Raw genomic sequence first — 13,067 nt, 5'->3', positions numbered from 1 at the left:
GTGACACCTCTCGATGATTGACCGGCCGCGCATCTTCGGAGGGCGAAGACGCGCGGCCTGCGAACTACGTGACTTACTTCTGATAGCCCGCCTGTTTCACTGCGCGATCGGCTGCCGCGTTGGCGGCCTTGAGCGCGCTATCGACGCTGCCCTGATTCGCGACGACGCCGGCGATCGACTGACCGACCACCGTGCCGAACGACTGGAACTCGGGGATGCCCACGAACTGGATGCCGCTATACGGCACCTTCTTGAGCGACGCATCGTTCGGATTGGCGCTTTCGATCGCCGCCAGCACGAAGTCGCCGAACGGCGCGGCCTGTTTGTACTCGGGGCGCGCGTAGGTGGACTTGCGCGTGCCCGGCGGCACCGAGGCCCAGCCCTCGTCCTTGCCGACCATTTCGATATATTCCTTCGACGTGGCCCACGCGGCGAACTTCTTCGCGGCGTCCTGCTGCTTCGACGTCTTCGGGATCGCGAGCGACCACGACCACAGCCAGTGCGAGCCCTTCGGCGTCACGGCGATCGGCGCGGCGGCAAAGCCGATCTTGTCCGAGACCTGCGACTGCGCCTTGTTGTAAAGCATGCCGGCGGCAACCGTCGCGTCGATCCACATCGCGCACTTGCCCGAGGACATCAGCGTGAGGTTTTCGTTGAAGCCGTTGGAGCTCGCTCCCGGAGGGCCGTCGGCCTTGAGCAAGTCCGCATAGAACGACACGGCCTTGTGCCATTCGGGCGAATCGAGCTGCGCCTTCCATTGTTCGTCGAACCAGCGGCCGCCGAAGGTATTCACCACCGTCGAAACGAAGGCCATGTTCTCGCCCCAGCCTGCCTTGCCGCGCAGGCAGATGCCGTATTGGCCCTTGGCCTTGTCGGTCAGCTTGTCGGCGAATTGCTTGATCTGATCGTAGGTCGGCTGATCGGGCATCTTGAGGCCGGCCGCGTCGAACAGATCCTTACGGTAATAGGTCATCGAGCTTTCGACGTAGAACGGCAGCGCATAGAGCTGGCCGTTGTACGAGAGACCGTCGCGGGCGGTTTTCACCACGTCGTCGAGATCGTAGTTCGCGGGCAGATTGGCCATCGGCGTGAGCCAGCCACGCTTGCCCCACTGCGGCGCTTCGTACGTGCCGATGGTGAGCACGTCGAACTGGCCGCTGTTGGTCGTGATGTCGGTGGTGGCGCGCTGACGCAGCACGTTTTCCTCGAGAATCACCCACTTCAGCTGGATGTCCGGATTAGCCTTCTCGAACGCGGGCGAGAGCTTCTTCAGCTCGATCATGTCCGGGTTGTTGAGCGTGGCCACCGTGATGGTGGTCGCTGCTTGCGCAGGCGGCACGAAGGCCGCGCTTGCCGCGATGAGCGATGCGACGACGCCGGTCACGGCAAGCTGTGCACGCGGCTCTGTCCGAACGATAGTGTGGATGCGTTTCATTGTGGTGCGTCTCCTTTTTTGTTGGCATGGGCGCCATGCGGGAAACAGGCCGTGCGGCGATGTCTTCGATGCCGTCGGTGCCTGTCTCGCAAGCGCCGGTGTGCCGCTGCCTGCTGCCTCAGGGATGCGCGATGGATATCGCGTGGATTCCGGTTTTGCTTCGGGTTTTCTTTTGAATCTTCGCTGCGGTATCGCCTCTTACCTTTCGCTGCCTTCTCTGGTCTTGCGCCCTACCCTTGCGTGCTTATCGTGCCGTTTCACTATAGACGGTGCGCCTCGCGCTGCAAGGGCCGTCAACTCGTCCGCTTGCCGCTTTTCGACGCTGAGCTTGCGGGCCATGATGTCGTTGACCGCGAAGACATGGCCGTGGATATCCCGCGATTTGCCGAGGATTGGGTGCAAGTCGATGAGCGCCGCGTGACTGAAGGGAATGTCGATACCGCCGGAACGCTCGACGGTCTTGGCGACGATGCGCTCGAACACATGTACGCGTTCGCCAGCGTCTTCGGAGCGCCGACGGAGTTCGCTCTCGTCTTCGACCACGAGCTTCGCGCCTTCTTCAAGAAAAGACCGCGCCACCGCTTCGCCGATACCGCTCGCGGCGCCCGTGATGATCTCCACCCTGTCGCTCAGTCTCACCGAGATCTCCGAGATTTTTGTTTGGTTCGAAGTGAGCGAACGCTCTGGCTCCGATCAATTGCTCTTTGCGTGGTCGAATGATCGGCGTTGTGTGCAGAAGTGTCAAGGCGGGAAAACCAGTTTCGATGGTGCGACGCGCAATTGCGTCCGCGGCGGAAAGCCGCGCCAGTCGCTGCTCCGAGCAACGGTCGTTCCTAAAGGTGCACTCGACGCTGATACGTTATATCATCTCGGAATTCTCCGATTCGGCATTCGACATGAACGCCGTGTCATGCATCAAACCCGGACACCGAGCCTCAACATGACCGCATCCGTCGAAACCATGCTCGCTCGCGCGGAAGCGCTGGCCATCGAGCGCGGCGTCGCGCTCACACCCTTGCGCCGGCACGTGTACGAACTCGTGCTGAAGGCGCACAAGCCGATCGGCGCCTACGACCTCATCGACGCGATGGAGCCGAAGCGCGGCGCGCGCGTGCCGCCCACCACTGTCTATCGCGCGCTCGACTTCCTGGTCGAGAACGGCTTCGTGCATCGCATCGAATCGAAGAACGCGTTCGTCGCCTGCTGCGATGCCGGCAAGCCGCACGAAAGCCAATTCCTCATCTGCGATGACTGCGGCAACACGCTCGAAATACAGGGCCGCGATCTGGCTTCGTCGCTTTCGGCCACGCCGCCCGCGCATGGCTTCGAAGTACGGCATCAGGTCGTCGAATTGAGCGGACTGTGCAGCGATTGCCAGAAGAAGCACCGCCACGCCTGAGCGCACGTCGTTCGAGCCACGAACCTTACCCTGCCGCACCGCGCCGGCACGCCCTTCAACGACTCAAGGAACCCGATGAAACTCGCGCATGTCCTCACCTGCCTCGTCGCCGCATTCGGCTTTTGCCAGGGAGCTTTCGCGCAAGCCACGCGCGTGCCCGTCGTGGCGGCTGAAAACTTCTATGGCGATGTGATCCGCCAGCTCGGCGGCGATCACGTGCAGGTGACGAGCATCCTCAGCAATCCGGATGAAGATCCGCATCTCTTCGAAGCCAGCCCGAAGACCGCGCGTGCGCTTCAGCACGCGGCGCTGGTCGTCTACAACGGCGCGGACTACGATCCATGGATGGACAAACTGCTCGCGGCATCGAGAAAGAACGACACGCGCACGATAATCGTCGCGGCGCAGCTCGTCGGCAAGAAGTCCGGCGACAATCCGCATCTCTGGTACGACCCGGCGACCATGCCCGCCGTCGCAAAAGCGGTGAGCCAGTATCTCGTAAGCGCGGACCCGTCCCACAAGAGCGATTACGACGCGCGCCTCGCGACCTTCCTGAATTCGCTCAAGCCGATCGATGCCAGCGTCGCGCAATTGCGCGCACACTTCAAGGGCGTGCCGGTGACGGCCACCGAGCCGGTGTTCGGCTATATGGCCGATGCCATCGGCTTCGAGATGCGCAATCAGCGCTTCCAGATGGCCGAGATGAACGAGACCGAGCCGAGTCCCGCCGATATCGCCGCTTTCGAAAAAGACCTGAGCGAGCGGCGCGTGCACGTGCTCATCTACAACAGCCAGGCGACGGGCGCGCTCACGAAACGCCTGCTCAACGTGGCGAAGGACGCGCATTTGCCTAGCGTCAGCGTGACGGAGACGTTGCCTGCCAACAAGACCTATCAGCAATGGATGCTGAGTCAGCTCGATTCGTTATCGGGCGCCTTGCAAGGATGGCAAAGATGAGCGTTCACTCGGGACCCGCGCTCGAAGTCGATCGCGTGACGCTGGAACTCGGCGGCCGCACGATCCTCGACGACGCGAGCTTTACCGTCCACACGGGCGAATTCATCGGCGTGCTCGGGCCGAACGGCGCGGGCAAGACCACGCTCATGCGCGCGCTGCTCGGCCTCGTGCCGCTCGCCGGCGGATCGATTCGCGTGAACGGCGCGGCGGTGGTGCGCGGCAATCCGACCATTGGCTATATGCCGCAGATTCGCAGCGGGCTTGCGGGCCGGCGAGTGTTGGGCCGCGATTTCGTCGCGATGGCGGCGGACGGACATCACTGGGGCGTGCCGCATCGCAATGCCCGCATTCGCGCGGATGTCGAGCGCGTGCTCGATCTCGTCGGCGCGGTGCAGCTCGCCGGGCGGCCGCTGTCCGAGTTGTCGGGAGGCGAGCGGCAGCGCTTGCTGCTTGCGCAATGTCTGCTCGGCGATCCGCGCCTTCTCTTGCTCGATGAACCGCTCATCAGTCTGGACCCGCGGCATCAGACGAGCGTGGTCGAACTCGTGCGGCGTGTGCAGCGCGAATTGAACATCACCGTGTTGTTCTCGGCGCATGAACTCAATCCGCTGCTCAACTCGCTCGACCGCGTGCTGTATCTCGGCAATGGACGCGCGGCGCTCGGCACGGTCGATGAAGTCATCTCGAAGCCGGTGTTGTCGAAGCTGTATGGCTCGCCGATCGACGTGATGCGCGTGAACGGCCGCATCTTCGTGATGTCGGGCGATGTGGAGATCGACAAGCTCGATCACGCGCACGAAGAAGGCGACGAACATGCTCATGGGCACGAGCATGAGCACGATCACGGTCATGGCCACGCGCATGCGCACGGTCACGACACGAAGGGAAAGCATACGCACAATGTTTGAATACGACTTCATGGTCAACGCATTCGCGGCGTCGGGGATCGTCGCGGTGCTGTCGGGGATCGTCGGCTATTTTCTGGTGCTGCGCGGGCAGACGTTCGCGGGTCACGCGTTGTCGCACGTCGGCTTCACGGGCGCAACGGGCGCCGTGTTGATCGGCCTGCCGCCGCTTTGGGGGATGATTGGCGTCACGCTTGCGGCGGGCGTCGGCATGGGCGCGCTCGGCGAGAAGCTCGCGGGACGTGACGTGGCGATTGGCGTGATTTTGTCGCTATCGCTTGGCTTCGGTTTGTTGTTTCTGCACTTCTTCACGGCTTATGCGACGCAGGCTACGGCTCTCTTGTTCGGCAATGTGCTGGGCGTGAGTCATAGCGTGTTGATCGTGCTGGCGGGGCTTGCGGTCGTGAGTCTGGGCGCGTTGGCGGTGATCATGCGGCCGCTGTTGTTTGCTTCGCTGCAGCCGGAGCTGGCGGAGGCGAAAGGGGTTTCGCTGCGGCTCGTGTCGACGTTGTTTCTTGCGATTACCGCGTTGGCGGTGGCGGCTTGTACGCAGATCGTCGGAGTATTGCTCGTTTTTGCGTTGATGGTCGGGCCGGCTGCCGCTGCGCAGAATTTGACGACGCGGTTGTCGTCCGGGTTGGTGTTGGCTGGTCTTTTTGCGCTCGCGCAGGCTTGGGTGGGGTTGACGCTTGCCTATTACACGGATTGGCCTACCAGTTTCTGGATTACGATGCTCGCGGCTTTGGTTTATGGGGTTAGTTTGTTGAGGAAGGGTTGAGAAGGTTTTTTGCTGCTTTTGCGGGCGCGGTGGGTTGGGGTTTTGTCGTTGTCTTACGTTTTGGTTTAGTAGCCGTCTCCGGTCGGGGGTAGCTTTCTTTGCGGCTGCAAAAAAGTTACCAAGGAAAGCAGCTTCCATCCGCTTAGCGGGTTGCATTCTTTATTCGGCGCGGTTGAGAAGTTGGGCCGCTCTCTTGCGTTTTTGTTCAGTAGCCGCCTGCCCGGCGGAGGGGGTTACTTTCTTTGCAAAGCAAAGACGGGTTTGAGGCTGAACCCCTCATGGATAGGGATTTACAAGGAAAGTCCGGCTTTTTCCGTCCAACACCGTCGCTCACCGGCGCGCGCGGGCTTGTTGCCCCAACCGAAACCGGCAAGACAGAGCAGGTTTTGCGAATGGGTATCGGCTCCGCCGTAACGGAAGGTTTCGGTATAGCGATACTTCTTCCATGTGCGATACAGCAGCGTCACGAATCGCTGATGGAACTGATCGAGGAACGCTTCGACCGCTTCGTGTCCTTCTTCGCGTTGCGCGATATCGTCGAGGTAATGGCTCGGCATCGCGGCATCGACACCGTACAGACCCATGAAAGTCGTGCGAACGACGGGCGGCAATGGAACAGCGTACGGGCCATCGCTAGAGTCATCGAGTTCGACACGCGCGATCTCGCCCGCAGGGAAACCCATGCGGGGATGCAAGCCAAAGCGCACCGGCTCATGCTCGTGCGTGTCTCGCTCGCCAAAGCCAAAGCCGTTTGCCATCTCGGGGTGGCTTGCCTCAAGCGATCGGCACAGTTGCGTGAAGCTCATCGCCGGCGCATGTGCGAGCAAAGCCGCGATAAGCGGTTCGATCGACTGTTGCATATCGGGCAGATCGCGCGGTTTCATAGTGGCGAGCGCCACGTCTTGCCGCGCGGCCATTCGACGCGCTTCTGCGTCGGCAGACTGATGACCTCGAGCTTCGTGAACAGGTTGATCTCCGCGTAAAGCTCGAAGAACCGATGCAGCAGTTCGCCGAACAACATCACATCGCCGTCACCCGAGAACGCCTGCGAATCGATCGTCACTTCGATCAACACGCCACGCTCTACGGCCCCGCCCGACACCTCTTCGAGCAGCGTCTCCGATACCCACAGAATGCCCGCCAGCCGCCTGCGATTGAGTTCGTCATTGGTCCAGTCGTAAAGCGCCAGCGCACCGCGCAACACTTCGGCATTCATCATCGACAGGAAGTTGGGCGCGAGGTGTGACAGCACGCGCCACTGGAAGCGATCGCCGGTCGGCGGGTACAGCGGCATCGTCGGCGCGACGAGGTTTCTCACGCCGACAAGCTCTGCTGCGCCGCCCACCATTTCGTCGATGCGTGCTTCACGCAGGCCCTTGCGCGGCAACAGGCCATTCGTGCCGGTCACGCGCAGTGACACGCTTTCTTCCGGCAAGTCCTCCATCGACTCCCATGCGTTGCCGCCGAAGATCAGCCACGTCTCATGCAGGCCGTCCATGCCGGGGCGCACGCGCGTATGGAAATAGCGCTCGGGCGACTCGTGCCGCATCATGCCGCCGCGATGACGGAAGGTCGAGAACGGCACGTATTCGAAACTTTGCGCTGTGACGTGATCAAAGCCGACCACGCCATCGACGGAATAGGTTTCGATGTGCTCGCCCTGATGGCTCGCCGGAATTACGCAATATTCCGTTTCATGATGGTCGATCACGAGCGGTTCGGCGTCCAGTTCGAACAGATTGATGACCGGCGTGCAGAACAGCCGCACGTTGTCTTTGCTGAAGCGCATGTCGTACGGATAGGTTTCTTTCAGCACGATTTCCAGTTCGAAATGCGTGGAGCGTTCCGGCAGCTCGTTCACGTCGAGACCGCAGATATCGACGAACAGGAATTTTTCGCGGAACGTGAAGTATTCGAGCAGCAGTTGATAGCCCGCGAACGCCGCGTCGGACTTGGGCCAAAGGCGTTCTTCGGGCGAGAAGCCAGCCGGTTCGATCGTCACGCCATCGAGCGGTAGAGCTTCGCCATCGCGCACTTCAGGGATACGCCAGTCGATCGCATGCACGTGTCGCGTGAGCGCGAGGTGCATGGCGAACGCGACAGGCTGATCGGCGCTCAGGTGCAGGCGCAGGCGCGAGAGGTCGGTTTCGTTGCGCTTGGCGGCGGCATCGAGTCTGAAGGCAAGCCGGATGATCGAGCGGCCATCGTGACGCACGCCCGGTCCCGCCTGCTCCAGACGCACGGGGTGCAAGTCCACCGGCTGCGTCGTGCGATACAGGCATTGGACGTTCTTCTGCGTAATACCGTCCGATGCGTCTCGGGTCACCGGAATCGGTTTGGATCGGACCGTTACGCCTGCGGGCACTTGTTCGGTGCGCTCGTGTTTCTCCATACGCGGGATCAATTCGACGATCGACAGCGACGGGATCATGCGCAGGTAATGCGGCCATAGCAGGCTCACGAGTCCTTCGGTCAGTTCGGGGAGTTCGTCGTCGAGTTTCTGCTGCAAGCGGCCGGTGAGGAACGCGAAGCCTTCGTATAAGCGTTCGACGTACGGATCGCGGTCACCGACGCGATCGAGATTGAGCATGCGGGCGCGGTCGGGATGAGCGCGCGCGAACTCGCGGCCCGACTCGCGCAGATAGCGCATCTCGGCTTCGTAGTAGCGCAGAACTGGGTCCTGATCCTGGCGAGATGGCGGGAAGTCGGGTTCGATGCCGCTGGTGGTGTCGTGCTTCATTCTGTTCAAACGGGTTACTGCAACTCGGGTGGCAGCGGCGGCAGCACGGGCGTTCCTGCGACCACGCCGCCCTTGCCGACGATAAACACGCGCTGCGGCATCTTGAAACCGCGCAGCTTGAGCAGATCGAGCGGTCCCGCGCCAACCTGTGCCTTCAGGTCGTAGTGCAGCGGAAAGCCGCTGTCCTGATTGAAGGTCAACGCGTAGCTTGTGCTGTCGAGCGGCTTTACTTTGGCGGTGCCAAGCAGACGCAACAGCGCCCAGTCACCATTCGCCTGGAACGCGATGCGCGTGCCCGCCGTATCCGATTCCCACGTCAGCGTCGTGCGCCCATTCTGACCGTTGCTCGGCCACACGATCGACGTGTACTGCTCCAACTGGTTGAAGTACTCGATCTTCGTGCCATCGATCGTCAGCACATTGCGCGTTACCTCAGGCGTCGGATGCGGCATAAGCTGAAACCGATAGTTCGCATCGCCCTGCGTGTAGAGTTGCGCGCCCAGCGTCGATAACTGGCGCAGCGCCGACAGGAACTCGGGATCGAACTGCAGCGCTTGCGGGGCGAGGTCGTTCGGGACCCATGCGTTGCCTTGCTGCTGCAAGATACCGGCGAGTTGCGTCGTCACGAAGCGCGAGATCAGCCCCGTATCGGGCTTGATGTAGCGGCCAAGTTCGACGAAGGACGCGTCGGCGTCCGTGTCGGCGAACGGGTAATGGCCGTCGAATGAACTGGCGAACGGTGCGGCCACTGCCGAGCGCCACAGGTCGTTCAGACTGGCCGCGGCGGGTTGCAGAATCGTTTACCATGCCACATCGAGCGGACGAGCGAACAGCGCGTCACCGAAGCCCGACCATTGCGAGCCGAGGCTCGCGGCGGTGAGTGCGGCATCGTCCCGCGCCTGCGTGAGTTCGGAGAGCTTGCCCTGAAACACGGCCTGCGCCATTTGACGCGCCATCGCCTGCGCATCCGCGCCGGTGGCGATCTGTTGCAGCTTTAGGCGCATGGTGGTGGCGACTGTCAGAAAGTGCGCGAGGCTGACGCCGCTGAAGTCGGCTGCGTTTTTGCTGCCGGATCTGCTGTTGGCTTTGGCGCCTGTCATCACGTCATCGCCCATCAGCGCGAGCAGCGGGCCGAAGGGTTTGTCGAGTGGATTGACGATCGGTTCGCTCGGATTGTTCGTCTTTGTACCGATCGTGTCCTGAGCCTTGCGCACCAGCGTGTCGGTCAGCGCCTGCGACGGACGGCCCGCTCCGGCCTGATATTCGACCGACTTCATCAGCGCGATTAACGGTGATGTCTGCGCATCGGTCAGGCGCGTAAGCTGGCTGATCGCTGCACTCAAGTTCGTGGCAGGCTGCCACTGGATGCTGTTTAGCATCGACTGCCACGCGGCGGCGTATTCGGAGAAGTAGCGCGCCCGCAGGCGCAGGCGCACTTCCTCCATGTCCTGCTGCGCTTCGAGCGCCGCACCGGGCACACGTGCGGCGCGTGCATCGGCGAGCACCCAATCGGCGCTGACGCGGCCTTCCTTCGCGGCCTTGTCGATGGCATCGCTCACGATCCCGTCCCACGCGGCGCGCGTATAGACGCCGGGAACCGTCTGCGCCGATGCGAACAGGCCGCGCGCGTCCGCGCCGTTGAGCAGTGTCGGCAAGGTCATATCCGCGTACTTGCCTTTCACCTGCGCGATCACGGATTGATAGAGCGTGTCATCGGAGTTTTGCAGACCGATCTGGTTGACCAGCGTGTTACGCGCCATGCCGACGAGATCGCTTGATCCGCTGAGACGCCATTCGGGATGCGCGCGGAGATGATTGGCATAGAAGGAGGCGAGGCGCTGCGAGAGATCGAGCCACTCGCCGGTGCGCATGTCTGGGTTCGCGGGCCATGCGCTTGGGAGTTGCCTGGACAGGAACGCGGCATCGGCGTGCTTCGGGTCAGCGAGCATCAGATAGGCTTTAAGCGCGTCGTAATCGCGTTGTTGCTCGTCGGCGTTAGGCAAAGCGTCGGCGCGGGCTTGCGATAACTGCGTGAGCGATGCTTCGAGGTGACGTCCAATCGGATCGCGCAGGTTTCGTGCGGCGATCGTCGAATACGGTTGCCAGAGTGCGGCCAACAATTCGTCATTGCGATTCAGGCCCGCGCGCAGATACCACGGTGCACCGTGCTGCTGGCGGTATTCGAGCTTCTCGATTTGCTGTTGAAGGTCGAGTTGCCTGCGTAAAGCGGCAGAGGTGTTCGGTTGAACGGCGAGCGCCGCATCGACCGTACTGCGCGCATCCTGAACGAGGGAGCGGTTGCCGATGAACGAGATCGTCATCGCCGCGCACCAGGCGATGGCGCCGATCATCACCAGAGCCGCCAGCGCGTTCGGCCAATAAAAGCCGATACGCCGTCCTTTGCGCGGATCGACGCGTGCGCCGATTTCACGCCAGATTGGCAGCAGCGCGCGCGGTTGCTCACGCGGCACTGTCGTCTTGTTCGCAATCCGTTCGGCCACTTCCTGCGCAACATCTTCCTCGTGTGCAGGAATTGGCGTCGGAACGGCGGGCGTCGCATAGACCGGCGCAAACATAACGCCCGCGAGCGATGCACGACGCCACTTCGATGCACATAACGTTTGCCATGCGCTCACGATTTGCTCGCGCCGCACATCGAGATACTGCGATATTTCGGCCAGATACCAAACCGGCTTCGCGTTGCCCAATAGCGCCACGCCAACGTCCGCTGCCGCCTTTTCGATCACGCTCAGTTCGTGAGTCAACAAGTTGGTCGATGCTTGCGTATCCGCGTTCAACGGCGTCGGAATGAATGCGCCCAGCGCATGAAATTCGTCAGGGCGCTCGCCGCGTACGCTCACCGTGTGCAGCAACGTCACCGGGGCTGCCCAGCCCAACTCACGCGCCAGATTCGAGAGCGCACGGGGCCGCTCCTCATTCACCGGCAGCGCTTCGCTGGCCTGCATCACGGGAATGACGGCATCTACCGGGCGCGCGCGGCGCAAACGGCGAAGCTGAGTGCGCCACGTTTCAGGGTCGATGCCATCGGGCGCGGCATGCACGAGGATCGTATCGCCCACCCGCAGTACGGCCGATTGCTTGAGACCGGGCGCGACTTCATCGACGAGCGCGTCTTCGCCCGTGAGCATGAGCCACGGCATCGCGCTTTGCCAGCGCCATCCGATCGAGACGCGCAGTTCGTCGCACAGCAATTGCAGACGAGGATCGCGCTTCTGCGCTTTCGCGGAACGCGTCGCTTCGCCACTTTCACCGATATCGCCGATCCATCGCGCGAACTTCCTGTACAGACCGAGCCACAGCGCCCCCGCGTGCACAACTAACACGACCGCAAGCACAAGAACGATCCTGAGCAACGCAGAAATGCGCATTTCCAGCGACGTGAGACCGGTGATGTCGGCACGTCCCCACCATGCGAGCGCGCCCAACAGCGCAGCGATCAGGAAAGCGCCCAGCGCGACGCCCCAAATGATAAGGAAACCAGACGATAGTGATGTGGAAGCTTTCGATTCAAGCGCTTTCAGGTTGTTGCCCGGCGTACTCGGTGTGGTCATGCAAAGGATTCGTGTTGACGTAGAGAATGGCAGACTGCAAGCGATCGACAATCAGGTGTGGGCCTGCCAAACGCGATTCGATCGCGGCTGCGATGGAAAGCCATGCGTTTGCTGCGCCTGCATCGCCCAATACGCGATCCAGACGGCCATGCGATTCGCGGGTGGCGATGCCGGTGAAAGAGGCTTGTTTGAGCGTATCGAGTAGCGTGCTGTCGTGATTGCGCTCGAGACGCGTGAGCCACGCACGTGTGATGGTCTGAGGTTCGGCCTTGCCCCATATCGTTGTGTTGCAAATGAGATCGCGCAGCGACTCGACGCCGGCCAGTTCCTCGACCGGGCGGTGTAAGGTCGCAAGCACACGTATCGGCTCGGGAAGTTGATAGAAGCCCGGACTCAGCAGCACCGCAACAGCCGCTTCGCTGCTGTTGGCGGGCGGATCGGCGTCATGCCAGGCGAAGGCCAGAATCAACAACGCGCGACGCTCGCGCGAGTCGAGCCAAGCGTCGGCCAGCATCAGATTGTGCGGCGCTGGCTCAGCCGCGCATTCGAGTGCGGGCGCGCCTGCGATGCGCAACGCATCGCGCGCTTGCTGTGTGCGCAGGTCCATTTCGTCGGGATGCGCCAGCACGCGCGCGAGCGGTGCGTATTGCGGACCATATTGCGCGAGCGCTTGCAGCGCCGGAATCAGCGGCGCGAGTGCATCGACGAGCTTCAGTACGACGGTGGCGATTTTAGGTACGGCTTCGCATGCTTGATCATGCTCTTCGTTCGCCTGGTCCTCATTGTCCTCGGGCTCGGGCTGCGGCTCTTCAGACCACGCTTCATCGTCGAAGCGGTTGTGAACGACGAGCCCCGCTCCGCTGCGTGGCATTTGCGATTTGAACAGCGGCGTCGTCATGGTAACGATTGCGCTCAACTTGGACGTCACGGATGGCACGCAGTAACCCACGCCCAATACCTGCAAGGGCTTTTGCGCGATGCGCAGACGCGCAGCGAGCCGCGCGGCGCGCGCTGTGTTGCAGTTGTGCGCGTAGTGCCACGTCGCTTCATATGCGATGCGCGCGAAGCACAACAGGCCGAGAAACACCGCATGCGGGCCGCCAATCACAGCGACCCAGAACGCAGCGCCGCTCGCGGATTCACTCGATGGCCATATCAGCAGGATAAGCGGCGCGCCCACCGCGCAGCACGTAAGCCAAATACCGAGCCACGGCAGCAGGCGCGGGCCATGTGCCGGATACGGATAAGGCTCACCGATGTCGGACAGATCAACCGGCATGT

At 62.1% G+C, this 13,067-nt stretch carries 11 protein-coding genes; 4 read left to right on the top strand and 7 right to left on the bottom strand.

All coding sequences use genetic code 11. The features are described 5' to 3' along the window. Positions 1–73 precede the first annotated feature (73 nt). Both P9250_RS21310 and P9250_RS21305 read right to left on the bottom strand, forming a co-directional pair. Positions 74–1,435, bottom strand: coding sequence for a sugar ABC transporter substrate-binding protein (locus P9250_RS21310; protein ID WP_244827176.1), 1,362 nt, complete (start codon positions 1,433–1,435; stop codon positions 74–76). Between the two features lie 198 nt (positions 1,436–1,633). Further along, positions 1,634–2,074 carry an SDR family NAD(P)-dependent oxidoreductase gene (locus tag P9250_RS21305; protein ID WP_310395027.1) on the bottom strand — a complete coding sequence of 147 codons (441 nt, stop codon included), beginning with the start codon at positions 2,072–2,074 and terminating at the stop codon, positions 1,634–1,636. Between the two features lie 301 nt (positions 2,075–2,375). Between P9250_RS21305 and P9250_RS21300 the strand changes: the two genes are divergently transcribed. The 4 genes from P9250_RS21300 to P9250_RS21285 all read left to right on the top strand — a co-directional run bounded on the left by P9250_RS21300 (position 2,376) and on the right by P9250_RS21285 (position 5,474). Beyond that, complete coding sequence (locus P9250_RS21300; RefSeq protein WP_244827174.1) at positions 2,376–2,834, top strand: Fur family transcriptional regulator; 459 nt, start codon at positions 2,376–2,378, stop codon at positions 2,832–2,834. Positions 2,835–2,909: 75 nt separating this feature from the next. Continuing rightward, positions 2,910–3,791 (top strand): metal ABC transporter solute-binding protein, encoded by an 882-nt coding sequence (locus tag P9250_RS21295; RefSeq protein WP_244827968.1) that lies wholly within the window; start codon positions 2,910–2,912, stop codon positions 3,789–3,791. Beyond that, positions 3,788–4,699 (top strand): metal ABC transporter ATP-binding protein, encoded by a 912-nt coding sequence (locus P9250_RS21290; RefSeq protein WP_250508622.1) that lies wholly within the window; start codon positions 3,788–3,790, stop codon positions 4,697–4,699. The genes P9250_RS21295 and P9250_RS21290 overlap by 4 nt, the downstream gene beginning before the upstream one ends. Then, positions 4,692–5,474, top strand: a complete 783-nt coding sequence (locus P9250_RS21285) for a metal ABC transporter permease (protein ID WP_244827172.1) — start codon at positions 4,692–4,694, stop codon at positions 5,472–5,474. Before P9250_RS21290 ends, P9250_RS21285 begins: the two co-directional genes overlap by 8 nt. A 290-nt stretch (positions 5,475–5,764) precedes the next feature. Here the strand turns inward: P9250_RS21285 and P9250_RS21280 are convergent, their stop codons facing one another. From P9250_RS21280 to P9250_RS21260, 5 genes are read right to left on the bottom strand one after another with little or no spacing between them, the layout of a single operon-like run. After that, complete coding sequence (locus P9250_RS21280; RefSeq protein ID WP_409014921.1) at positions 5,765–6,358, bottom strand: type VI secretion system baseplate subunit TssG; 594 nt, start codon at positions 6,356–6,358, stop codon at positions 5,765–5,767. Then, positions 6,355–8,214 (bottom strand): type VI secretion system baseplate subunit TssF, encoded by a 1,860-nt coding sequence (gene tssF / locus P9250_RS21275; protein ID WP_310395024.1) that lies wholly within the window; start codon positions 8,212–8,214, stop codon positions 6,355–6,357. Before tssF ends, P9250_RS21280 begins: the two co-directional genes overlap by 4 nt. 14 nt (positions 8,215–8,228) lie before the next feature. Next, complete coding sequence (locus tag P9250_RS21270) at positions 8,229–9,008, bottom strand: type VI secretion IcmF C-terminal domain-containing protein (RefSeq protein WP_409014970.1); 780 nt, start codon at positions 9,006–9,008, stop codon at positions 8,229–8,231. A 6-nt stretch (positions 9,009–9,014) separates the two neighbouring features. Next, entirely contained in the window at positions 9,015–11,786 is a 2,772-nt protein-coding gene (locus P9250_RS21265) for an ImcF-related family protein (protein WP_310395020.1), read from the bottom strand. Next, positions 11,743–13,065 carry a hypothetical protein gene (locus tag P9250_RS21260; protein ID WP_310395019.1) on the bottom strand — a complete coding sequence of 441 codons (1,323 nt, stop codon included), beginning with the start codon at positions 13,063–13,065 and terminating at the stop codon, positions 11,743–11,745. The genes P9250_RS21265 and P9250_RS21260 overlap by 44 nt, the downstream gene beginning before the upstream one ends. Positions 13,066–13,067: the final 2 nt, after the last annotated feature.

Source organism: Caballeronia sp. LP006, from assembly GCF_031450995.1.
In the GTDB taxonomy this organism is placed as follows: domain Bacteria; phylum Pseudomonadota; class Gammaproteobacteria; order Burkholderiales; family Burkholderiaceae; genus Caballeronia.
The sequence above is the reverse complement of the archived record's forward strand: the minus strand, read 5'-3'. Positions and strand labels throughout refer to the sequence as shown.